This is a genomic window from Duganella sp. CF402 (assembly GCF_900109645.1).
In the GTDB taxonomy this organism is placed as follows: domain Bacteria; phylum Pseudomonadota; class Gammaproteobacteria; order Burkholderiales; family Burkholderiaceae_D; genus Rugamonas.
In genome coordinates this window covers 2,899,123-2,922,799 of record NZ_FOBG01000001.1, presented here as the reverse complement: position 1 = coordinate 2,922,799, position 23,677 = coordinate 2,899,123, and the positions used below count along the sequence as shown (strand labels likewise).

At 62.0% G+C, this 23,677-nt stretch carries 20 protein-coding genes; 7 read left to right on the top strand and 13 right to left on the bottom strand.

Translation table 11 applies throughout. The annotated features are described in order from the left end of the window. Positions 1-5: 5 nt before the first annotated feature. The 7 genes from BMZ70_RS13085 to BMZ70_RS13055 form a co-directional block, all read right to left on the bottom strand. Positions 6-434: an ExbD/TolR family protein gene (locus tag BMZ70_RS13085; protein WP_202414291.1), complete on the bottom strand. Its 429-nt coding sequence runs from the start codon at positions 432-434 to the stop codon at positions 6-8. A 60-nt stretch (positions 435-494) separates the two neighbouring features. After that, the gene (locus tag BMZ70_RS13080; protein WP_092274722.1) at positions 495-923 is read right to left on the bottom strand and encodes an ExbD/TolR family protein; all 429 of its coding nucleotides are present in this window, start codon (positions 921-923) and stop codon (positions 495-497) included. A gap of 6 nt (positions 924-929) precedes the next feature. Then, positions 930-1,826: a MotA/TolQ/ExbB proton channel family protein gene (locus BMZ70_RS13075; RefSeq protein ID WP_207231507.1), complete on the bottom strand. Its 897-nt coding sequence runs from the start codon at positions 1,824-1,826 to the stop codon at positions 930-932. Between the two features lie 84 nt (positions 1,827-1,910). Continuing rightward, entirely contained in the window at positions 1,911-2,573 is a 663-nt protein-coding gene (locus tag BMZ70_RS13070; RefSeq protein ID WP_092274719.1) for an energy transducer TonB, read from the bottom strand. Positions 2,574-3,091: 518 nt separating this feature from the next. Continuing rightward, complete coding sequence (locus BMZ70_RS13065) at positions 3,092-4,633, bottom strand: SpoVR family protein (protein WP_092274716.1); 1,542 nt, start codon at positions 4,631-4,633, stop codon at positions 3,092-3,094. Between the two features lies 1 nt (position 4,634). Then, complete coding sequence (locus tag BMZ70_RS13060; RefSeq protein ID WP_092274713.1) at positions 4,635-5,903, bottom strand: YeaH/YhbH family protein; 1,269 nt, start codon at positions 5,901-5,903, stop codon at positions 4,635-4,637. Positions 5,904-5,996: 93 nt separating this feature from the next. Next, positions 5,997-7,919, bottom strand: coding sequence for a PrkA family serine protein kinase (locus BMZ70_RS13055; RefSeq protein WP_092274710.1), 1,923 nt, complete (start codon positions 7,917-7,919; stop codon positions 5,997-5,999). A 440-nt stretch (positions 7,920-8,359) separates the two neighbouring features. Between BMZ70_RS13055 and BMZ70_RS13050 the strand changes: the two genes are divergently transcribed. Continuing rightward, complete coding sequence (locus tag BMZ70_RS13050) at positions 8,360-9,367, top strand: adenosine deaminase (protein WP_092274707.1); 1,008 nt, start codon at positions 8,360-8,362, stop codon at positions 9,365-9,367. After that, positions 9,368-11,902 carry an ABC transporter permease gene (locus BMZ70_RS13045; RefSeq protein ID WP_092274704.1) on the top strand — a complete coding sequence of 845 codons (2,535 nt, stop codon included), beginning with the start codon at positions 9,368-9,370 and terminating at the stop codon, positions 11,900-11,902. A gap of 8 nt (positions 11,903-11,910) precedes the next feature. On the opposite strand, the gene BMZ70_RS13040 is transcribed toward BMZ70_RS13045, so the two are convergent. After that, positions 11,911-12,918, bottom strand: a complete 1,008-nt coding sequence (locus tag BMZ70_RS13040; RefSeq protein WP_092274701.1) for a response regulator — start codon at positions 12,916-12,918, stop codon at positions 11,911-11,913. A 3-nt stretch (positions 12,919-12,921) separates the two neighbouring features. After that, a complete protein-coding gene (locus BMZ70_RS13035) occupies positions 12,922-14,187 on the bottom strand; it encodes a sensor histidine kinase (RefSeq protein WP_092274698.1) in 1,266 nt (421 codons plus the stop codon). A 175-nt stretch (positions 14,188-14,362) separates the two neighbouring features. Between BMZ70_RS13035 and cqsA the strand changes: the two genes are divergently transcribed. Genes cqsA through BMZ70_RS13010 form a run of 5 tightly spaced genes read left to right on the top strand, consistent with a single transcriptional unit; the run spans position 14,363 to position 19,261 of the window. Further along, positions 14,363-15,595, top strand: coding sequence for an alpha-hydroxyketone-type quorum-sensing autoinducer synthase (cqsA, locus tag BMZ70_RS13030; RefSeq protein WP_092274695.1), 1,233 nt, complete (start codon positions 14,363-14,365; stop codon positions 15,593-15,595). A gap of 15 nt (positions 15,596-15,610) precedes the next feature. Continuing rightward, the gene (locus BMZ70_RS13025) at positions 15,611-16,003 is read left to right on the top strand and encodes a group II truncated hemoglobin (protein WP_092274692.1); all 393 of its coding nucleotides are present in this window, start codon (positions 15,611-15,613) and stop codon (positions 16,001-16,003) included. Between the two features lie 4 nt (positions 16,004-16,007). Continuing rightward, on the top strand, positions 16,008-17,276 hold the full coding sequence (locus BMZ70_RS13020) for a DNA recombination protein RmuC (RefSeq protein WP_092274689.1): 1,269 nt from the start codon (positions 16,008-16,010) through the stop codon (positions 17,274-17,276). Between the two features lie 45 nt (positions 17,277-17,321). After that, a complete protein-coding gene (locus BMZ70_RS13015) occupies positions 17,322-18,101 on the top strand; it encodes a DeoR/GlpR family DNA-binding transcription regulator (RefSeq protein ID WP_092274686.1) in 780 nt (259 codons plus the stop codon). 5 nt (positions 18,102-18,106) lie between these two features. Continuing rightward, a complete protein-coding gene (locus BMZ70_RS13010) occupies positions 18,107-19,261 on the top strand; it encodes an MFS transporter (protein ID WP_092277817.1) in 1,155 nt (384 codons plus the stop codon). Here the strand turns inward: BMZ70_RS13010 and fetB are convergent. Genes fetB through moaA form a run of 4 tightly spaced genes read right to left on the bottom strand, consistent with a single transcriptional unit; the run spans position 19,212 to position 23,635 of the window. After that, entirely contained in the window at positions 19,212-20,012 is an 801-nt protein-coding gene (gene fetB, locus BMZ70_RS13005) for an ABC transporter permease (protein ID WP_092274683.1), read from the bottom strand. The two genes, BMZ70_RS13010 and fetB, sit on opposite strands and share 50 nt — an antisense overlap. Continuing rightward, the gene (locus BMZ70_RS13000) at positions 20,009-20,614 is read right to left on the bottom strand and encodes an ABC transporter ATP-binding protein (protein ID WP_092274680.1); all 606 of its coding nucleotides are present in this window, start codon (positions 20,612-20,614) and stop codon (positions 20,009-20,011) included. Before BMZ70_RS13000 ends, fetB begins: the two co-directional genes overlap by 4 nt. A 4-nt stretch (positions 20,615-20,618) precedes the next feature. Next, a complete protein-coding gene (glp, locus tag BMZ70_RS12995; RefSeq protein ID WP_092274677.1) occupies positions 20,619-22,517 on the bottom strand; it encodes a molybdopterin molybdotransferase MoeA in 1,899 nt (632 codons plus the stop codon). 2 nt (positions 22,518-22,519) lie between these two features. Beyond that, positions 22,520-23,635, bottom strand: coding sequence for a GTP 3',8-cyclase MoaA (gene moaA, locus BMZ70_RS12990; protein ID WP_092274674.1), 1,116 nt, complete (start codon positions 23,633-23,635; stop codon positions 22,520-22,522). Positions 23,636-23,677 lie beyond the last annotated feature (42 nt).

Genomic DNA, 23,677 nt, shown 5'->3' with positions numbered 1-23,677 from the left:
ACTAATTATTGGAACTGTTCGTTACCGACCAGACCAATCTTGGTCACGCCCAGACGTTGGGCCGAAGCCATCACGCCTGCTACGACCTTGTACGACACCAGCTTGTTCGGACGCAGATGCACTTCCGGCTGATCAGCTTGCGCTGCGACATCGGTCAGTTTCGCTTCCAGGGTGCCGCGGTCAGGAACCACTGCGTTATCCCACAGAATCGTACCGTCGAAGTCGACGTCAATCGTAATGACCACTGGTTCCTTGGTTGGCGGCGGCGGGGTGCCGACCGGCATGTTCAGGTTGACCGAGTGGTTGGCCTTAGGAATCGTAATGATCATCATGATAATCAGCACCAGCATCACGTCGATGAGGGGCGTCATATTCATTTCCATCATTGGTTCCGGATCCGCGCCTGCGGATGGAGAGCCGACACTCATACTCATGAATATTTCCTTTGTAGAAGGGCAGGCCTGGACTGCAGGCCTGCGATGCACTGTCGGGTATTAACCCTTATCAGGCGGTTCGGTGATGAAACCGACCTTCTGAATACCAGCACGCTGGGTCGTGTAAATCACCTTGCCGATTGCTTCGTACTTGGTTTCTTGGTCACCACGTACGTGCACTTCCGGTTGAGGCAGTTTCACTGCTTCCAGCTTCAGATTGTCGAACAGTTCGTTCGCATCGCGCATCTTCCGTTGATTCCAGTAGATGTCGCCATCTTTGCTCACGACAATGTTCACGTCTTCCGGCTTGGTCTGAATAACCTGGTTCGTTTCCTCTGGCAGCTGGATCTTGATCAGCTTCAGAACGACCGGGCTCGTGATCAGGAAGATAATCAGCAGAACCAACATGATGTCCACCAGGGGCGTCGTGTTGATTTCTGACATGACTTGATCTTCGTCTCCGCTATCGGAGCCTACGGACATGGACATGATTAATTAGCCTACTTTTTTGGTGCCGGTTGCGGTCGACATGGCGCCCGAGATCAGAACCGAGTGCACGTCAGCCGAGAAAGCACGTACGTCTTCCATTGCCGACTTGTTACGACGCACCAGCCAGTTGTAACCCAGAACGGCTGGAACTGCCACGAACAGACCAAACGCGGTCATGATCAGTGCTTCACCCACTGGACCTGCCACTTTGTCGATCGATGCGTTACCCGACATGCCGATGGCGATCAGTGCATTGTAAATACCCCAAACGGTACCGAACAGACCGATGAACGGTGCGGTCGAACCCACGGTTGCCAGGAACGACAGGCCGTCTTGCAGACGCGATTGAACTTTGTCAACAGCGCGTTGGATCGACATGGTCACCCAGGTCGACAGGTCGATTTGTTCCAGCAGGGCGCCGTCGTGGTGAGCGGTGGCCTTGGTGCCGGTTTCAGCGATGAAGCGGAATGGCGAGCCGTCGGTCAGGGTAGCCGAACCAGCAGCGATCGACGATGCTTTCCAGAACTTAGCAGTGGTTTCTTTCGACTGCTTGAAGATCTTGGTCTGGTCGATCAGTTTGGTGATGATGATGTACCACGAACCCATCGACATCAGCGACAGGATGATCAGGGTGCCGCGCGATACGAAGCCAGCTTCCCAGACAGCAGCGAAGCCGTATGGGTTTTCCACTTCTTCTTTACCACCGTGAGCTGCTGGTGCAGCTGCTGGAGCTTCAGCTGCTGGCGCTGCTGCCGCATCCGCTGCTGGCGCAGCTGCTGGGGCCGAAGCGGCAGCCGAGGCTTGCTCTTGCGCGAAGGCAGGGGCGCTCACCAGGGCGGTGGCTGCGGTCACCGAGAACAGCACAGCGGCCAGTACAGCGGACAAACGGGTATTCTTAAACATGCTTCCTCCAAATTGATAAAATAATCAGATCGCTGGCGTAATGACAACGAAAATTACTAATTGAGACGGTGTTCTGTCTCGGTTTTACTCCAGCGTCCAGACGTATTGCATCTGCTGCCAGCCTTCTTGTGGAACGCCGTCCACGGTTGCCGGTTTGAAACGGCACTTCGTGATACCAGCGACCGCAGCTTTATCCAGATCCCTAAAGCCGCTCGATTTCACTACCTTGCTCTCGGTGACGCGGCCATCGGCCGAAATCAAGAACGACAGCTGAACCGTACCGGTTTCCTCGTTACGCAGCGACGACTTCGGCCATTCCGGCTTGGCGCAAGTGCCAAAGTCAACTACTGCAGCAGTACGGACACCAGTCTTGGCTGGGCCAGGTGGCGCTGCCGGTGGTGCTGGCGGTGCTTTCTGGAGTTCCGTGGTCGCCGGCTTCACGTTGGTCGCGTTAGCGATCGTGTTGTTCGGCGGCGGCGGCTGCTGCACGTTCACCTCAACTGGCGGGATGAATGGCGGTGGTGGTGCCTTCATCTCTGGCGGAGGTGGCGGTGGTGGGAGCTCTTTCGGTGGAGGAGGTTTCACCTCCTCGATGATCTTGGTCTCCACTGGTGCGACCATCTTGGCCACCAGGCGTTTCCCAAGGCCCGTCACGATCCCATAAGCAACCAGGACGTGCAACAAAACGACAATCGTAATGCCTGTAAAGTTCTTCCCGGTGCTTTTTTCGTTGTGCGTGAAATTCATGCCTGCTTTCTCCAATACCAACTCTCTTTGGTGCTACTTAAACCCCAAAATGGCGACACAAAACAACAGCCGCATCCGGGACGTCGGCGAATTATACATACGAATTCTTGATTTTACATAGAATTTTCATCCCTAAAACCGGTTAAATTTCATAGGGTTTTCCTATATGGTAGCGCTCACTTTGCACCGTTCTGGCTCAATCGGCAACACCGTTTGGCGCATTTTCGGGCGCTGGCGCACCATGACGTTACTTAGTTTTCCCTTAAGGCCAAAAACGGAATTTTATGCGCGTAATTTTACTACGCGCAATTGATAATTTGGCTGCAAATGTTTCTTTGATGAAATCCTTGCGTCGAACGCTATACAAGTAGATTCAGAAAAACGTTGACAGCCAGCCCGCAGCATGCACTTAAGAAAAAAACCGGGTTTGGCGCGCCGTCGCCATCCCCGGTTTATGCCTTGCAAGAGCCGTGCCTAACGCTGGACGACGCCAAAAAAAGCCTTATATATATGTTGGGTCAGAAAGTGCGGCCGCGTTTCTCCCGCTTGACCTCCAATGTGCTGACCACTTCGCCGCTGGGGCTGACGGTTTCCAGGTGCACGTCGAAGCCCCATAGCCGGGCCACGTGCTTGAGCACTTCGCCGGCCTGCTGGTTGAGCGGGCGGCGCTGGAACTGGGTATGGCGCAGGGTCAGCGCGCGGTCGTCCTGGGTATTGACCGCCCAGACCTGGATATTCGGCTCGCGGTTGCCGAGGTTGTACTGCTCGGCCAGCTGCTGGCGCACGTAGCGGTAGCCGAGGTCGTCGTGGATGGCGGACACGCTGAGCTTCTCGTTGTTGTCGTCGTCCAGGACGGCGAAGAAGTGGAACTCGCGGATCAGCTTGGGCGAAAGATACTGGGCGATGAAGCTTTCGTCCTTGAAATTGCGCATCGCGAAGTCCAGCGTCTTGCGCCAGTCGCTGCCGGCGATGTCGGGGAACCATTCGCGGTCCTCGTCGGTCGGGTGCTCGCAGATGCGGCGGATGTCGGTCATCATGGCGAAGCCCAGCGCGTAGGGATTGATGCCGCTGTAGTAAGGGCTGTTGACCGGCGGCTGGTAGACCACGTTGGTATGGCTCTTCAGGAATTCCATCATGAAGCCGTCGCCGACCACGCCCTCGTCGTACAACTGGTTGAGAATGGTGTAGTGCCAGAAGGTGGCCCAGCCCTCGTTCATCACCTGGGTCTGACGCTGCGGGTAGAAGTACTGCGAAATCTTGCGCACGATGCGCACCATCTCGCGCTGCCACGGTTCCAGCAGCGGCGCATACTTCTCGATAAAGTACAGCAGGTTTTCTTCCGGCTCGACCGGGAAGCGCTTGGCGGCACGCTCGGTTTCCTCTTCCTCGCGCCGGGGCAGGGTACGCCACAGTTCGTTGATCTGCGATTGCACGTAGGCTTCGCGTTCCTTCTGGCGCGCGCGCTCCTGCGCCATCGACAGCTTGGCCGGGCGCTTGTAGCGGTCCACGCCGTAGTTCTGGATGGCGTGGCAGGAATCGAGCAGCAGCTCGACCGCGTCGATGCCGTGGCGCTGCTCGCACTCGGCGATGTAATTCTTGGCGAACACCATGTAGTCGACGATGGCGTCGGCGTCGGTCCAGGTGCGGAACAGGTAGTTCCCCTTGAAGAAGGAGTTGTGGCCGTACGCCGCGTGCGCGATCACCAGCGACTGCATGGTCAGGCTGTTCTCCTCCATCAGATAGGCGATGCACGGATTGGAGTTGATGACGATCTCGTAGGCCAGCCCCATTTGCCCGCGCTTGTAGCCCTTCTCGGTGCTCAGGAAGTGCTTGCCGAACGACCAGTGGTTGTACGACACCGGCATGCCGACCGAGGTGTAGGCGTCCATCATCTGCTCGGCGGTGATGATCTCCAGCTGGTTGGGGTAGGTATCCAGCCCGAAGCCCTCGGCCACGCGGCGGATTTCCTGGTGTATCTGCTCGATCAGCTCGAACGTCCATTCGGATTGCTCCGGCAGCGCGTTCGGATGCTTCGGCTTGGGTTCGATCCTGTCGTTCATATTATTTCGGCTGCTTCTTGAACAGTTCACGGAATACCGGGTAGATATCAGCCGGCGTCACAATTTTTTGCATGGCGAAGTGCGGATGGTGGTCCGGCACTTGCGAATACTGCTCCCACAGGTTTTGCGGCGGGCCGTCGGTGATTTCGACGTAGGTGTAGTACTGCACCTTGGGCATGATGGTGTTGATCAGCAGCTGGCGGCACAGCACCGAGTCGTTGTCCCAGTTGTCGCCGTCCGAGGCTTGCGCCACGTAGCTGTTCCAGCTGCCGGCGCCGAAGCGCTCGTCGATGATCTTGTCCAGCAGGTGCAGCGCCGACGACACCACCGTCCCGCCCGATTCGCGCGAGTGGAAGAATTCTTCCTCGTCCACCTCGGCCGCCGCCGTGTGGTGGCGGATGAACACCACCTCGATCTTGTCGTAGACCCGCTTGAGGAACAGGTAGAGCAGGATGAAGAAGCGCTTGGCGGTGTCCTTGCGGGTTTCGTCCATCGAGCCGGAAACGTCCATGATGCAGAACATCACCGCCTGCGTCATCGGCTTGGGCACCTTGACGCGGTTGGTGTAGCGCAGGTCGAATGGGTCGATGAAGGGGATGGCCAGCAGCCGCGTGTGCAGGTGGTGGATCAGCTTTTTCAGGTCGACCACGCGCTGGTCCTGCAGCGGCACGCCGTCCAGCAGCAGCTGTTCCAGTTCGCGCTCGGCCTCGATTACGCGCTTGCGCGAGTTGCCGCCGACGGCGATGCGCCGGCCCAGCGCCCCGCGCAGCGAGCGCAGCACGTGGATATTGGAGGGGGTGCCGGACATGTTGTAGCCGGCGCGCTGGTTCTTGAAATCGGTGGTGGCGGTCAGCTGGGTCTTGACCAGGTTGGGTAATTCCAGGTCTTCGAAGAAGTAGTTCATGAATTCTTCGCGCGACAGTTCGAAGATGAAATCATCTTCGGTGGTCTGGTCGCTATTGCCGGCCTTGCCGCGGCCGGAACCGCCGCCGCCTTTGGGGCGGTTGATCTGGTCGCCCTTGAGGTATTCCTGGTTGCCGGGATTGACCACTTCCCAGATACCGCCATGCGCATGGCCAAACGACGGCTCGCTCACATCCTTGACCGGGATGGAGACCTTTTCGCCGTTCTCAACGTCGGTGATGGAACGTCCCTTGATGGCGCGTCCCACCGCGTCCTTGATCTGGGCCTTGTATCGCCGCAAGAAGCGCTCGCGGTTGACTGCGGACTTGTTCTTGCCCTGCAAACGACGGTCGATGAGGTAAGTCAAAAGATGCCTCCTACAAATTTATGCCTCGTAGCTCCCGCGAACGCGGCAGCTACACTCGGCACGAATTCCCGCTTGCGCGGGAACGCCGGCGGCTTACGACGACTTCCTCACGCGCAGATACCATTCGCACAGCAAGCGTACTTGCTTGGCCGTGTAGCCTTTCTCCACCATGCGCGCGACAAAGTCGGCGTGCTTGTTGGCGTCTTCCGCGCTGGCTTTGGCGTTGAACGAAATCACCGGCAGCAGTTCCTCCGTATTCGAGAACATCTTCTTCTCGATCACCGTGCGGAACTTCTCATAACTGGTCCACGCCGGATTCTTGCCGCCATTATTAGCGCGTGCCCGCAGCCCGAAGTTGACGATCTCGTTACGGAAGTCCTTCGGATTCGAGATGCCGGCCGGCTTCTCGATTTTTTCCAGCTCGTTGTTCAGCGATTCGCGGTCGAAGCTTTCGCCGGTATCGGGATCGCGGTATTCCTGGTCCTGGATCCAGAAGTCGGCAAAGGTCACGTAGCGGTCGAAGATATTCTGGCCGTACTCGGAATACGATTCGAGGTAGGCGGTCTGGATCTCCTTGCCGATAAACTCGACGTAGCGCTGCGCCAGGTGCTCCTTGATATACGAGAAGTACTTCTGCTCGAGCTCCGGCGGGAACTGCTCGCGTTCAACCTGCTGCTCAAGCACATACAGCAAGTGCACCGGATTGGCCGCCACCTCGGTGTTATCGAAGTTGAAGACCTTGGACAGGATCTTGAACGCAAAGCGCGTCGACAGCCCGTTCATGCCTTCGTCCACGCCGGCGTAATCGACATACTCGTGGATTGACTTTGCTTTCGGATCGGTGTCCTTGAGGTTCTCGCCGTCGTACACCAGCATCTTGCTGAAGACACTGGAGTTTTCAGGATCCTTCAGCCGCGACAGGATCGCAAACTGCGCCATCATGCGCAGGGTGCCCGGCGCGCATGGCGCCTGCGACAGCGAGGAGTTGAACAGCAGCTTGTCGTAGATCTTGATCTCATCCGTCACGCGCAGGCAGTACGGCACTTTGACGATGTAGATCCGGTCGAGGAAAGCCTCGTTGTTACGATTGTTCTTGAACGACTTCCACTCCGACTCATTCGAGTGCGCCAGCACGATGCCATCGAACGGAATCGCGCCAAAGCCTTCCGTGCCCTTGTAGTTGCCTTCCTGGGTTGCGGTCAGCAGTGGGTGCAGCACTTTAATAGGCGCCTTGAACATCTCGACGAATTCCATCAAGCCCTGATTGGCCAGGCACAAACCGCCCGAGTAGCTGTAGGCGTCCGGATCGTCCTGCGAATAATCTTCGAGCTTGCGGATATCGACCTTGCCGACCAGCGAAGAGATATCCTGATTGTTCTCGTCGCCCGGTTCGGTCTTGGAGATGGCGACCTGCTTGAGCACCGACGGATAGCGCTTGACCACGCGGAACTGGTTGATGTCGCCATTGAATTCGTGCAGGCGCTTGACCGCCCACGGCGATGGAATATTGCGCAGGTAGCGGCGCGGGATGCCGTAGTCTTCTTCGAGGATGGTGCCATCCTCGTCCTCGTTGAACAGGCCGAGCGGCGACTCGTTCACCGGCGAACCCTTCAGGCAATAGAAGGGCACATGTTCCATCAGCGATTTCAGCTTTTCCGCAATCGACGATTTACCGCCGCCGACGGGGCCCAGCAAATAAAGTATTTGCTTGCGTTCTTCCAGGCCCTGCGCGGCGTGACGGAAGTAGGACACCACTTGCTCGATCACTTCTTCAGTGCCGTAAAACTCGCGGAATGCCGGATAAATCTTGATCACCTTGTTCGCAAAGATACGCGACAACCGGGTGTCATTGCGGGTATCGACCAGGGTCGGTTCGCCAATGGCGGCCAGCATGCGCTCGGCGGCGCTGGCGTAGGTTAGCCGGTCTTTCTTGCAAAGTTCGAGATACTCCTTCATGGACATCTCTTCTTCTTTGGTTCGTTCGTATCGTGCGGCGTAGTTGTCAAAAATGGTCATTTGAATGTCCTTTAATGATGGAAACCTGCTTGTCACGAGTCACCGGCAGTTCGCTTTGCCTTGGCTCTGGTTCGTATAATCCTTTTATCTTATTTTTCTTCTGGTCAGCTTCCTTTGTGTGACCCGGATTGCCCGGATCTATGAGCTGGCTTTATGGCCGGATGGCGGCTTTTATGTGTTGGTCGTAACGCTTCTTACGTCTATGAAATTGATTATTGCGCTATTGGTGCAGGAAGTCAAAAGGTATGTCGTAATATCGTTAATACTCTTTTGTAAGATCCTGATTTAAAAAAGAAATATCGAATTAACTACGCAGTTTTCGTAGCGTTTTTTCGCGCGTTTTCACCACAGTATCATGCCTTCGAAAGATGTGCTGACGTACTGTGGCTGCATGCGATAAGATGGCTTGATTAAGCAACCCAGTAATAGGAATAAATCACATGTTGAACGATCAATTGCGCCGTGTTTTGCAGCAGATGCCGAAAGCGGAGCTGCACATCCACATCGAAGGCTCGCTGGAGCCGGAGCTGATCTTCGCGCTGGCCGAACGGAACGGCATCAAGCTGGCCTACGGCTCGGTGGAAGAACTGCGCGCGGCGTATGCTTTTACCGACCTGCAGTCCTTCCTCGATATTTACTACGCTGGCGCCAGCGTGCTGCTGAAGGAGCAGGATTTCTACGACATGACGATGGCGTATCTCAAGCGCGCGGAGGCGGACAATGTGCGCCACGCGGAGATCTTCTTCGACCCGCAGACCCACACCGCGCGCGGCGTGGCGATGGATGTCATCATCAACGGCATCTATCGCGCCTGCCAGGACAGCCCGGTCAGCGCCACGCTGATCCTGTGTTTCCTGCGCCATCTGTCGGAAGAGGATGCGATTGCGACGCTGGAGGCGGCGCTGCCGTATCGCGATAAGTTCATCGGCGTCGGTCTGGATTCGTCGGAAGTCGGCAATCCGCCGGAGAAGTTTGCGCGGGTGTTTGCACGCTGCCGCGATCTCGGTTTGCACCTGGTGGCGCACGCCGGCGAGGAAGGCCCTCCAGCATACATCTATACCGCTTTGGATACGCTGAAAGTCGAGCGCATCGATCATGGTGTGCGCTGCCTGGAAGATGCTGCGCTGACCGAGCGTCTGGCGAAAGAGCAGATGGCGCTGACGGTGTGCCCGCTGTCCAATATCAAGCTGTGCGTGTTCGACCAGATGGAGCAGCACAACCTGCTGCAGCTGCTGGATGCCGGCATTCTGGCGACGGTGAATTCGGACGACCCGGCTTACTTCGGCGGCTACATGAACGACAACTTCATCGCCACGTTTGAGGCGCTGCCTTTGGGGCTGTCGCACGCGCACCGCCTGTCGCGCAATGGCTTCGTTGCGGCCTTCCTGCCGGAAGAGCAGAAGCACAAGTTCCTGGCCGAAGTCGACGCCTTCTTCGCGAAAATCTAAATGTTCAAACTCGCCCTGAAAATGACCGCGCGCGATTGGCGCGCCGGTCAGCTGCGTTTTCTGCTGATTGCGCTGACGGTGGCGGTGGCTGCGCTGTCGGCCACCGGCTTCTTCATCGACCGCCTGCGCAGTGGGTTGGATCGCGATGCGCACCAACTGCTGGGCGCCGACGTCGCCGTCAGCGCTGACTTGCCGGTGCGCGCCGAATGGCGCGCGCAAGCCATCCAGCGCGGACTGGTGGTGACCGATGCCATCACCTTCCCCAGCATGGCGCAAGCGGGTGAGGGCGAGCAATCCGCTTCCGTGCTGGCGGCTCTGAAGGCGGTCGGTCCCGGCTACCCGCTGCGCGGCAAGGTAAAGATTACCACTGACGCGGCACAAGCCGAGCAAAGCATCGGCAAGCCAGCCGCCGAAACCCCCGCCGCCGGCACGGTGTGGGTGGAACCGGGCCTGCTGGGCAGCCTGAAAGCCAAAGTCGGCGACCAGCTGCAACTGGGCGACCGTCGCTTCACCATCGCCCAACTGATCGCCGCAGAACCGGATCGCGGCGCCAACTTCCTCGCTTTCGCGCCGCGCGTGATGTTCGCGCTGAAGGACCTTGAAGCGACCAACCTGATTCAACCCGGCTCGCGCGTGAACTACCGCTTGCTGGTCGGCGCACCGCCGTCGCTGAAGAACGGTGCGGCCGTCGCCAAGGCGTACCAGCAATGGCTGGATGCCGAAATCAAGAACAACAACATCAAGGGCGTACGCGTGGAATCGCTGGACGGCCGGCCGGAAATGCAAACCACGCTGGAGCGCGCGGACCGCTTCCTGTCGCTGGTCGGCCTGCTGTCTGCCATGCTGGCGGCGGTGGCCGTGGCGATGGCCGCGCGCCGCTTCATGCAGCGCCATCTCGACGCCTGCGCCATGCTGCGCTGCCTTGGCCTGACGCAGAACCAAGTCACGCTGATGTACCTGATCGAATTCCTGCTGGTTGGCCTGCTCGGCAGCGCGCTGGGCGTGGCGGTCGGCTTTGGCGGCCATTACGTGTTGTTGGAAGTGCTGGGCGCACTGGTCTCCAGCGAACTACCCGCGCCGACCATCTACCCGGCGCTGCAAGGGCTGGCCATCGGCATCCTGCTGCTGGCCGCATTCGCGCTGCCGCCGATCCTGCAACTGCGCAAAGTGCCGCACAACCGCGTTATTCGCCGCGAGCAGGATGCGCCGCAAGTGGGCGCGCTGGCCACCTACGGTTTCGGCATGGCGGGCTTCGTCGCGCTGCTGCTGTGGCAAGCGGGCGACTGGAAAATGGCGCTGTACACGGCGCTCGGCTTCCTCGGCGCATTCGCGGTGTTTGGCCTGGTAGGCTGGCTGGGGTTGAAGTCGCTGCGTTCCCTGCGAGGCGTCATCGATCACCAGAGCTGGCGCTTCGCGGTTACCTCGCTGCAGCGCCGCCCCGGCGCCACCATCGTGCAAATCGTCTCGCTGGCGCTGGGCATGATGGCGCTGCTGGTGTTGACCGTGGTGCGCGGCGACTTGATGACCGCCTGGCGCAACGCCACGCCGGCCGATGCGCCGAACCGTTTCATCATCAACATCCAGCCGGAGCAGCGTGATGAAATCGCACAGCGCCTGACGGCGGCCGGCGTGAGCTACGCGCCGCAGTACCCGATGATACGCGGCCGCCTGACCGCAGTGAACGGCCAGCCAGTCACCGCCGAGACCTACACCGAAGACCGCGCCAAGGGCCTGGCCGACCGCGAATTCAACCTGTCGACGATGGCGCAGATGCAGGCCGAGAACAAGATCGTCGACGGCAAATGGTTCGAGGACAAGCCGGGCTTCCCGGAAGTGTCGGTGGAGGAGGGCATCGCCAAGACGCTGCGCTGGAAGCTGGGCGACAAGCTGCGCTTCGATATCGCCGGCTCGCCGGTGGACGTGACCATCACCAGCATCCGCAAGCTTGACTGGGGTTCGATGCGGGTCAACTTCTTCGCCATCATCAACCCGGCGGCGATGACGGAAATCTCGCAAAGCTGGATCACCGCCTTCCATCTGCCGCAAGGGCAGGGCGCGGTGATGAATGCCCTGACGCGCGATTTCCCCAACCTGACCATCGTTGACGTCGGCGGTATCCTGCGCCAGGTGCAGGCGGTGCTGGACCAGGTGATTACGGCGGTGGAATTCCTGTTCGTGTTCACGCTGGCCTCGGGCGTGCTGGTGCTGTATGCGGCCTTGATGGGATCACAGGACGAACGCACTCGCGAAGCCGGCTTGCTGCGCGCCTTGGGCGCCACCCGCAAGCAGCTGTCGCAGGCGCAGTTGATCGAGTTCTCGCTGGTGGGCGCGCTGTCGGGCGTACTGGCGGCCAGCGGCGCGGCGGCGATGGGCTGGGCGCTGGCCACTTACCAGTTCAAGTTCGCATGGAGTTTCAGCCCGATGGTGTGGCTGGTCGGCCTGCTGGCCGGTGCGCTGTGCGCCATTGCCGGCGGCTGGCTGGGCTTGCGCAATGTGTTGCGCCAGCCGCCGCTGCAAACCCTGAGAGAAGCTTAAGCCGCAGCTTAAGCAGCAATGCTCTGCGGGTGCAGCTCTTGCAGGAACTGCGAGTAGGTGTGTGGCCGCTGGTCGAAGTAGTGGGCCGGCAGGTCGAACAGCGCCCAGTAGTACGTCTCCTTGCCCTCGCAGATGCGCGGCGCGGCGCAGTAGCGGTGCCAGTTCTCGGCCATGCTGCTGTTGTACATGCCGTCGCCGTAAGGATCGCTGAAGAAGGCCAGCACACGCCGTTCCAGCAGCGCATGCAGCAGTGAACGCGGCGCTTCGCTGTCGCGCGCGATTTCATATTGCGAGTACATGCCTTGCTCGGTCTCGATCACCATCAGCGTGGCCTTGCCGTGCTGGTCGAGGAACAGGATGCCGGTCGGATTCGGGAAGATGTAGTGTTCGACGAAACCCAGCGTGCGCTTGAGTTCCCGCACCACCTCGGCCAGCGCCGGATCGCGCAGGAAGTGATAATCGTGCAGCGCCACCATCTCGCGCAGGATGTCGGAATGGCTGTCGAAATAGCTCTCCTGCAGCGCCGCCACTTCCATCTCCAGCACGTCCAGCGCGTGGTCGTCGCTTTTCTTGATGTAGCGGTCGATCAGGCCGCGATTGAAGGCGCTCACCGCGATCTTCTCATCGGCCGCGCCGGTGAACAGGATCTTCTTGCACGGAAGGTGCGCCACGGCGGCGCAGAATTCCAGCCCGTTCATCTGCGGCATCGAATAATCCACTACCAGCACCGACGGCGTGGCAAAGCGCTGCTTTTGCTCGGCGATGCGGTAAATGCGCTCCAGGTCCAGCGCCACATTGCACTGGTCGGCCGGCAGGTTCTGCATGTCGAAGTTGACGTGCAATGGCACGCCACTTTCGGGGGCGCTGTTGCGCAGCCAGTGCAGGGCCTCGCTGGTGTCGTGGAAGGTCTTGTTGGCCATCATGGGATCGAGCTGGAACGACAGGCTGCGCAGGAAGGAATCGCTGTCGTCGACCAGCACGGTGGTGGTGGGATGGGCATAAACGGGCAGGTACATGATTTACCTCGCAGGGAATTCCAGGACAAAGATAGCGTAGGCGCTCTCGCGCGACACGCAACGGATGCTCGCGCCCCAGGCCTGCATGATTTCCTGGCACAGCGCCAGGCCGATGCCGGCGCCGTTGTGCGGCGGGTGCGAGTAAAAGCGGCGGAAGATCAGCGACATCTGTTGCGGCGCGACGCCGCAGCCGGTGTCGATGAACAGCAGCCGTGGCGGCGTGTGGCCGCCGTCGATGACGATGCGCACGCGGCCCTTGCCGGCACGCTGCACGGCGCGCAGGGCGTTGCGCATCAGGTTAAGCAGCACCACCACCGCCAGCTCGCTCTGGCCGGCGAACTGGAAGTCGCGCCGTAGTTCCAGCTGCACCGACTTTTGCTGCTTCTGGCTGGCGAACGGATAGCGCCGCAGCACCGCCTCGGTCACCGCCTCCATCGACACGGTCTCCACCGGGTGCAGGTTTTGCCGCACCGCCGTGGCGCTGAGCAGGAACAGGTCGATCATGTGGTTCATATGGCGCACCTCGAACTGGATGCGCGCCAGCGCGTCGATGATGGTGAGGCGGTCGTCCTTGTCCTGGATATGGGCGCCGGATATGCGGCGCAGCAGGCCGCGCACATTGGCGTCCACGCTGGTGAGCGGCGTGCGCAGCTCGTGCGCGACCGTAGCCAGTCCGGCGCCCATGCCGGCCAGCTTTTCCTGCGCCAGTACTTCGCGGCTGATCTTGGCGGCCGACAGCACGGCGATGGTGAACCAGTGGATCGGCACCTGCTGCAGCACTTCTCGGCTGGACAGCGCCGCGCCGGCGCCCAGCGCTACCGCCCCGGCGCAAGCCAGCACGGTGCCGATGGCGTAGGCGCGCAGCGCCAGTCCGGTATCGAAATGGAACAGCACCACCAGCCCGATCAGCAGCGATTCGCCCCACACGCCGGACGCGTGGTTCATCAGGAACATGAAGGTGAAGAAGAACGGAAAGATATAGCTGAGCGTCACCAGCAGGTACAGGTTCAGCATCTGCCGGCTGAACTGGCGCGCGAACAGGCCGATGGCGCACAGCAGGATGCCGAGCATGCGCAGCGGCAGCGATTCGTACTCCTGCGGGAAAAAGTGCTGCCAGATCACGTAATACAGCGGCATGCCCACCGTGCCGATGCAGGCCAGCAGCAGGACGCGCACGGTCGCATGGTCTTCGCGGCCGTGATACAGCAGCAGGGACTGCAACAGTCCGTGCTGCCGGCGTTTCCAGCGGTCGAGCAGGGGAGGCCTCATGGTGAGTTTTGATTTTTATCAAGTCGCCATCATCGCCTTTATTTGCAACGCATTCTGCATTATCAAAACGGACATTGATCCGCATCAATCTCTGTGAGTTTTTTTCGCCGCATGGTGACGCCTGCGGTACATAAAAAACAATCTTTTTTATCCAAAACTCAACAGGAGTAACGCCATGAGCTATGCGATCGCCCACCACCACGTTCCCACTGCGCTGCCGGATTTTGTGACCCGCCGCATGGACCTGCACCATATCACCCGCATTCAACAACTGCTGGGCGGCGAGCATCCGCACGCCTGGCAACCGACGCCGGCCGGCGCGGTGTTCCTGGCCGGCAATGACTACCTGTGTCTGGCCGGCGAGCCGGTGCTGGTGGGCGCGCAGATCGCCGCCTTGCAGCACAGCGCCGGCGAACTGCTGATGTCGGCAGTCTACCTGCAGGAAGGCAGCCCGCAGCATCGGCTGGAACGCAAGCTGGCACAGTTCATGGGGGCGGAGGACGGCATCCTGGCGCAATCCGGCTGGGCCGCCAACGTCGGGCTGGTGCAGACGCTGACCGGGCCGGGCATCCCGGTCTATCTCGACATGCAGGCCCACGCCTCGCTGTGGGAGGGGGTGCAGTCGGCCGGCGCTATCCCGGTCTCGTTCCTGCACAACGACATGGAGCATTTGCAGAAACAGCTGCAGCGCCACGGCCGTGGCCTGATCGTAGTCGATGCGCTGTACAGCACCAACGGCAGCCTGGCGCCGCTGGCGCAGCTGGTGGAGATCGCGGAGCGCAGCGGCTGCATGCTGCTGGTCGACGAGTCGCACTCGCTGGGCACCCACGGACCGCGCGGCGCCGGGCTGGTGGCGGCCGCCGGCCTGAGTGAGCGGGTGCATTTCCGAACGGCGTCGCTGGCCAAGGCGTTTGCCGGGCGGGCTGGCTTCATCACCTGTTCCAGTCATTTCAAGGGCTACTTCCTGTCCGAGTCGCGGCCGGCGATTTTCAGTTCCTGCCTGCTGGGGCACGAGCTGGCGTGGTTCGACGCGGCCATCGATTTCATCGCCGCCGCCGATGACCGCCGCGCAGCGCTGCATGCCGGCGCGCGCGAACTGCGTGATGAACTGAGTGCGCTGGGCTACAACGTCAGCGACGGCAGCGAGCAAATCATCGCGCTGGAACCAGGGCCGGAGCCCAAGACGCTGGCCCTGCGCAAGCTGCTGGAACGGCAGGGGGTGTACGGCGCGATGTTCTGCGCGCCGGCTACGCCCAAGAACCGCTCGCTGGTGCGGCTGACGCTCAATTCCGGCTTGGGCCGCGCCGAGCTGGCGCGTATCGTCCATGCCTGTGATGAGATCCGTTCGGAGGCCGATCTGGATAGCTGGTCGTCGACGCGGCGCTTGCGCAAGCTGGCCCTCGTATAAGCTATCATTGCGGGTATGACTGAAGAATCCCGCACCCTCTATGAAGTAATCGGCGGCGAAGCGACCATCCGCGCGATGGTCGACCGCTTTTATGATCTGATGGAACTCGAACCGGAGTTCCAATTGCTGCGCTCCGTGCACGGCCCCTCGCTGGAAAACGCTAACCAGCGCCTGTTCATGTTCCTCAGCGGTTGGATGGGCGGTCCTGATTTGTATCAGGAAGCGCATGGCCATCCGCGCTTGCGCATGCGGCACATGCCGTTCGCCATCGGCACGCAGGAGCGCGACCAGTGGCTGCGCTGCATGGCTTGGGCGATGGAGGAGGTGGGCATCGAGACCGAACTGCGCGTGCGCCTGATGAACTCTTTCTTCCAGACCGCAGACTGGATGCGTAACAAGCCGGATTGATTCCATGACCTCCATCGAGTTTTTCGTCCTCTTGGCTGCATTTGCCGCCGTCATTGTGTTGCAGGTGCTGGTGCTGCTGCGAGGCCGTGGCAACAGCGGCGGCGCGGCCGGCGATCTTGCCGAGCGCATCGAGCGTGTCGAGCGCGAGGTACGCATGCAGCTGCAAACCACGGCGCAGACCAGCAACGCCGCTAATGTACAGCAGTTCGAGGCCATGCGCCGCCAGCTGGAAGAGCAGGGCGTGAGCAGCCGTCATGAGCAGACCCGCAATCTCAAGCTGTTCGCCGACACCATGAACCAGCGCATGCTGGAAGTGCGCGTGATGTTGGAGACCAAGATCAAGGACCTGCAAGCCGATAACGGCGCGCGCCTTGAGGAGATGCGCAAGACGGTCGACGAAAAACTGCACGCCACGCTGGAGACGCGCTTGACCGCCTCGTTCCAGCAGGTGTCGGAACGGCTGGAACGCGTGCACCAGGGGCTGGGCGAGATGCAGCAGCTGGCGCTGGGCGTCGGTGATCTGAAGCGCGTGCTGACCAACGTGAAAACGCGCGGCACCTGGGGCGAGGTGCAGCTGGAAATGCTGCTCGAGCAGGTCCTGACGCCGGACCAGTATGCCAAGAACGTCGAGACCATCGCCGGCACCGGCGCGCGGGTGGAGTTCGCGCTCAAGCTGCCGGGCCAGACCGACGGCGGCGCGCCGGTGTGGATGCCGATCGACGCCAAGTTCCCGAAAGAGCAGTACGAACGCCTGCTGGAAGCGGCCGACAACGCTGACGCCGAAGGCGTCGCAGCGGCCGGCCGTGAACTGGAACGCGCGGTGCGCACCGAGGCCAAGACCATCTCCGAGAAGTATGTCTCGCCGCCGCACACCACCGACTTCGCCATCCTGTTCCTGCCGACCGAAGGCTTGTATGCGGAAGTGATGCGCCGCCCCGGCCTGGCCGATGAGCTGCAACGCGTGAACCGCATCAGTATCGCCGGGCCGTCGACGCTGACGGCGCTGCTCAACAGCCTGCAAATGGGCTTCCGCACGCTGGCGCTGGAAAAGCGTTCATCGGAAGTGTGGCAGGTGCTGGGCGCGGTGAAGACCGAGTTTGCCAAGTTCGGCGACGTGCTGGCCGCGACCAAACTCACATTGGAACGCGCCGCCAAGAATATCGAATCGGCCGAAACCCGCAGCCGCCAGATGGCGCGCAAGCTGAAAACCGTGGAAGCGCTGCCGAGCGAGCAGGCGCAATTGCTGATCGGGACCGAGCCGGAATCCGATTGATCCACGTTTCTGCGCGTTTTTGCGTATTTGTGTACAATCTCGTCCATGAAACGAGAAAACCTCCTGCTGCCCGAGCGGCATGCATTAATTCTTAAGCAACTCAATGACGAAGGGCGCGTGCTGGCCGCCGAGCTGGCGCGCGAACTGAACGTCACCGAGGACACCATCCGCCGCGACCTGCGCGATCTGGCCGCCGCCGGCTTGTGCCAGAAGGTCTACGGCGGCGCGGTGCGCATGCCAGCCGCGCCGGAGAGCGGCACGCTGGTGCAGCGCATGGCGCGCCAGCAGGACGACAAGTCGCGCCTAGCCGCCGCTGCCGTCACCCTGATCCCGCCCGGCGCCACCATCTTCCTCGACGCCGGATCGAGCAACCTCGCTATCGCCGAAGCGCTGCCCGCAAAGCCGGTGACGGTGCTGACCAACGCGCCGTCGATCGCCGCGCGGCTGCTGGACCAGCCACATGTGGACCTGATCATGATCGGCGGCCGCATCAAGCAAAGCCTTGGCGGCAGCGTGGGCGCGACCGCGCTGCGCGAGCTGGAACTGATGCGTCCCGACCTGTACTTCATCGGCGCTTGCGGCGTTGATGTGCAGGGCGGCGTAACGGCGGTCGATTACGAAGAGGCGGAATTCAAACGCCGCCTTGCCGCGCAAAGCAAGGCCACCGCCGTTGTCGCTACCGCCAGCAAGATCGGCGCGGTAGCGGCCTACGGCGTACTGCCGATTTCCCAATTAACCCACTTGATCGTCGAAGCCGGCGCCAGCGCGGAAGTCGTGGAGGCTTATGCCGCCGCTGGCGCCCGCGTGCTGCTGGCCGGCGCATGAACCTGATGAACAACTACGGATTGAAACAGCGCGTCTCAACGCGTCTGGCTTTTCTCGCGGCCGGCATGGCCATGTCGGCATGGGCGCCGCTGGTGCCTTACGCGCAAGCGCGCACCGGCGTCGAAGCGGCGCAACTGGGCTTGCTGCTGCTGTGCCTTGGTATCGGCTCGTTGCTGGCGATGCCGGTGACCGGCGTGCTGGCGGCGCGCTTCGGCTGCCGCCGCGTGATCTTGTGGTCCGGCCTTGGCTGTGCCGCAGTGTTCCCGTTTTTGGCAATTGCACCGAGCGCGCCGTTGCTGGCGTTGACCTTGTTCCTGTTCGGCGCCACCATCGGCACGCTGGATGTGTCGATGAATGTGCAGGCGGTGATCGTGGAGAAGGATTATGATGGCGCGCTGATGTCCGGTTTCCACGGCATGTTCAGCGTAGGCGGCATCGTTGGCGCGGGTGCCATGAGTTTGATGCTGTGGCTGGGCATGGACATCGCCAGCGCCTCGGTGGTGATGACGGTTGCGGTGGCGCTGGTGCTGCTGGCCGCAGGTCCGCACCTGCTGCGCGAAGCGCCGGCGGCGGAGCGCGATGCGCCCTTGCTGGTGGTGCCGCGCGGCGCGGTGGTGCTGATTGGCCTCCTGTGCATGTTCGTGTTCCTGGCCGAAGGCGCGGTACTCGACTGGAGCGCGGTGATGCTGACCAACAGCGGCATGAGCAGCGCACAGGGCGGCTTGGGCTACGCCGCGTTTGCGGTGGCGATGACGGCCGGGCGCCTGAATGGCGACAAGATCGTGCAGCGCTGGGGCGGCCGCCGCATCCTGCTGTTGGGCGGACTGGCGGCAGCGGCCGGCTTCCTGATTGTGGTGCTGGCGCCGTCGGCGTGGCTGGCGCTGGCGGGCTTTGTGCTGATCGGCTGCGGCGCATCGAACATCGTGCCAGTGCTGTTCACGGCGGCCGGTAGTCAGAAGGATATGCCGGCCAGCCTGGCGGTGAGCGCGATTTCCACCATTGGCTACGCTGGCATTCTTGCCGGTCCGGGTTTGATCGGTTTCGTGGCGCATGCGGTGGGCTTGCAGTGGGCCTTTGCCGCGCTGGCGTGCGGCATGCTGCTAGTGGCGTTCAGCGGGTTGACAAACGCTCCAGGCGCAGGCGGTGGCGCTCGTCCGTGACACTGCGCGCAGCCAGGTACACCGCCAGTGTGACCGAGATGCCGCTGCCGCCGGCTAGCAGGAACATCAGCAGGATCTGGTAGCGCACCGCGTCCATCGGGTCCATCCCGGCCAGGATCTGGCCAGTCATGATGCCGGGCAGGGTGATGATGCCGGCGGCTGACATCTGGTTGATGATGGGGATCAGGCCCTTGCGCACCGAGTCGCGGATCAGCGGCGCCAGTGCTTCGTGGCGCGTGGCGCCCAACACCAGTTGCGCTTCGATCGCGGCACGGGCGCTCACCACGCCGCCGTAGAAGGTGTCCAGTCCGAGGCTGGCGGCGTTCAGCACATTCCCCAGCACGATGCCGATCAGCGGCACTGCGTATTGCGGCTCGTACCACGGCGTGGGATGCAGCACCGTCAGCAGCGCCAGCACCACGGTGGCGATGCTCGACAGACCGACGCTGGCGGTGGCCAGCCACACTCCCGGCCAGCCGCGCAATCCGTGAGCGGGCCGCATGGCCACCTCGCGCGCGGCGGCGACAATCATCAACAGCGCCACCGCCAGCGTGGCGGCGGGCGAGGCCAGCGCAAACACCCAGCGCAGCACCAATCCCACCAGCAGCAGCTGCACCACCATGCGCACCGCAGACCACAGCATCAGGCGCTGCATGCGCAAACCCAGATAGGCCGAGATGCCGGCATTCAGCACTACCAGCGATGAGGTCAGCGCCAGCTCGAATGCACTGGGCTGGATGGCGGTGTTCATTGTGTGTCCTCGTGCAGGACGCGGTCGCGCATGGTCATGTGGCGATGGCCCAGCGCCTGCGCCTGTGCGGTGGAATGCGTGACCAGGATGAGCGACATGCCGGCGGCGACTTCGCGGCGCAGCAGCGCTTCCGTGGCGCTGACGGCTTCGGGATCCAGCGCGGCGGTGGGCTCGTCGAGCAGCAGCACCTTGGGATGGCAGGCCAGTGAGCGGATCAGCGCCATGCGCTGGCGTTCGCCGGTGGACAGGCGGCTGACTTCATGGTCGAGCAGCGACGGTGCGAGCTTCAGCAGCGGCAGCAGTTCCTGCACGCGCTGCGCCTGATGCGGTTTGAAATGCGCGCTCGCCGTGGGCAGCCACCATGCCGGTTCGGCCGGCTGGTAGACCACTTGCGCGCGCCACGCCGGCGCGCTCATGCCGGAGCGCGGTACGTTGTCCAGCAGGATCTCGCCGGTGTTCGGATCGAGATCGCACAGCATGCGCAGCAACAGGCTTTTGCCCGCGCCGGACGGCCCGGAGATGGTAAGGCAGTGGCCCGCCGCCAAATCAAAGGAATAGGGACCAGCCAGCGACGATTGCAGCTTGCTGATCCGCAGGCGCATGATGCTAGAGCAGCCCGTCGAACAGCAGCACGTCGACCAGCTGGCCGGCGGCGACGCTGGCCTGGTCGTGGTGCAGCACCACGATGCAATTGGCTTCGCTCATGGAGCTGAGGATGCCCGAACCCTGCGCGCCGGTCAGGCGTACTTGCGGCGCGCCGTCTGCGCCGGTGCTGACGATGCCGCGCTGGTACTCGGTGCGGCCGGGACGTTTGCGGATTGCTTCGGCGGCGCGCGCTTGCAGGGTTTGCAGTTTGCTGTCGGTGCCCATCATGCGCAGCAGGGCGGGTCGGGCGAACATGTAGAACGACACCATCACCGCCACCGGATTGCCGGGCAGGCCGAAGAGCCAGGCGCTGTCTTGCTCCGTCTGGACTTTGCCGAAGGCCAGCGGCCGGCCGGGGCGCATGGCCAGCTTCCAGAAGGCGACGTCGCCGATCAGCGCCATGATGTCGCGCGTGTAGTCGGCCGCACCTTCGGACACGCCGCCGGAGGTGATGATGGCGTCGGCCTTGCTGGCTGCTACACGCAGCGCTGCTTCCAGTGCGTGCGGATCGTCCTTCACCACACCCATGTCGATCACGTCGCAGCCGAGCCGCGTGAGCATGCCGAACAGGGTGTAGCGGTTGCTGTCGTAGACGCAGCCTTCATCGAGCTGGTCGCCCAGCGAGCGCAGTTCGTCGCCGGTGGAGAAGAAGGCGACTGTGAGTTTGCGTTTGACGCTCACCTGGCCGATGCCCAGCGAGGCGATCAGGCCAAGGTCGGCGGGGCGCAGCAGTTTGCCGGCGGCGATGGCGGTGCCGCCGGCTTTCAAGTCTTCACCGGCGCGGCGCAGGTTGGCGCCGGCGCGGATGGCGTTGGCGGCGATGGTGACCTGGTCGCCGTCAATCGCGGCGGCCAGTTCTTGCGGCAGCACGGTGTCGCAGCCCGGCGGGATGGTGGCGCCGGTCATGATGCGCACGCATTCACCGGCTTGCGGCGCTTGCGTGAACGGATGGCCGGCGTAGGCGATGCCGATGGTCTTGAAGGTAGCCGTGCCGTCTGCAGGCAGGTCGGCGCCGCGCAGGGCGTAGCCGTCCATTGCCGAGTTGTCGCAGGCCGGAACGTTGATCGGCGAGATGATGTCGGCGGCCAGCACGCGGTCGAGCGCGGACAACAGCGGCAGCGTTTCGGTGGCATCGACGGGGGCAATGCGCTCGCAGATCAGGCGCTGCGCTTCCTCGACTGGCAACGCTGGTGGATCGCCGTCGCGTGGCGCGGCAGGCGGCGCGGGGACAGGCGTGCTGCGTTCGTGATGCTGCAGCTCTTCCAGCGTATTGATGTTGCTGAACGCCGCGCTATCGTCGAACAGCACCTCGGCCACTTTCAGCGTATTGAAGAAGCCTTCCATGCGGCGCGCGCCGGTGTCGAGATAGGCGTCCAACTGCGGCAGCACGCTTGCTTTGAGCAGTGCGAACACAGGGTGCGGCTGGCGGTACGGCGCGGCGTCCGGCTGCTCGGGATCGCGCTCCATCGTCACCGCCATCGCCATGTCGGCGCCTTGTTCCTGCATTGCGGCGTAAAGGCGCTCGGCCAGATCCGCCGGGAAGAACGGCGAGTCGCACGGCGCCGTCAGCAGCAATTCGGTAGGGCAGAACTGCAAGCCAATTTGCAAGCCGGCCAGCGGACCGGCAAAGCCATCGAGATAATCCGGCAGCACCGGCGAGCCGGCGGCCAGCGCCTGGTATTGCGGCAGGTTGCGGTTGGCGTTGATCGCCACCGTGGCCACTTGCGGCGACAGGCGCGCCAGCACGTGCGCGGCCAGCGTCGCGCCGCGAAACGGCTGCAAGCCTTTATCCACGCGGCCCATGCGCGTGCCGCGTCCACCCGCCAGGATCAACCCGGTGACCTTGCTCTTCAAAGACAAAACTAACCCCCGATGTAAGACATTTCCACTTTATTGGCGCTGCGCTTCAGCTTCAGGACCTCGGTCTGGCTGGTGCGCAGTTCCGAATAGCGGTCTTCGCGTGCGCGCCACAGGTGCGCCAGCGCGGTGCTGATTTCTGCATCGCTGCGGCCTTCGCGCAGCAGCGCGCGCAGGTCATGGCCGCTGGTGGCGAACAGACAAGTGTACAGTTTACCTTCAGTCGACAGGCGCGCGCGAGTACAGTCGGCACAGAATGCGTGGGATACACTGGAGATCAGGCCGATCTCGCCGCTGCCGTCGGCGTAGCGCCAGCGTGCTGCGGTCTCGCCGCTGTAATTGGGGGCCACCGGTTCCAGCGGCATCTCGGCGCTGATACGGCGCACCACTTCGGATGATGGCACCACTTCGTCCATCTTCCAGCCGTTGGAAGCGCCCACGTCCATGTACTCGATGAAGCGCAGGATGTACGGCGAGCCACGGAAGTGGCGCGCCATCGGCAAGATCTCGTGGTCGTTCATACCGCCCTTGACCACCATGTTGATCTTGATCGGGCCGAGGCCGACGCGGTGGGCGGCTTCTATCCCTTGCAGCACATCGTCGACCGCGAAGTCGACGTCGTTCATGCGCTGGAAGGTGGCGTTGTCGAGCGCATCCAGCGACACCGTCACGCGCTGCAGGCCGGCGTCTTTCAGCGGCTGCGCTTTGCGCGCCAGCAGCGAGGCGTTGGTGGTCAGCGTCAGGTCCAGCGGTTTGCCGCTCACGGTTTTCAGCTCGGCCAGCATGGCGATCAGCCGTTCGATGTTCTTGCGCAGCAACGGCTCGCCGCCGGTGAGGCGGATTTTTTCCACGCCGTGCGCGATGAACAATTTGGCGATGCGGGTGATTTCCTCGAACGACAGCAGGGAGGTGTGCGGCAGGTATTGGTAGTCGTTGTTGAACACCGCCTTCGGCATGCAGTACACGCAGCGGAAGTTGCAGCGGTCGGTGACTGATATGCGCAGGTCGTGCAGCGGCCGCGCCAGGCGGTCTGCCAGCAGGCCGGTTGGCGTTTCGAGCGCTGCCGGGATGACTGGTGCATCGCCGCGCTGCTCGGTCATCATGATAATTTTTTCTGCCATATTGCTGTTTATGAAATGCACTTGCTAATGACTCAGACAGCT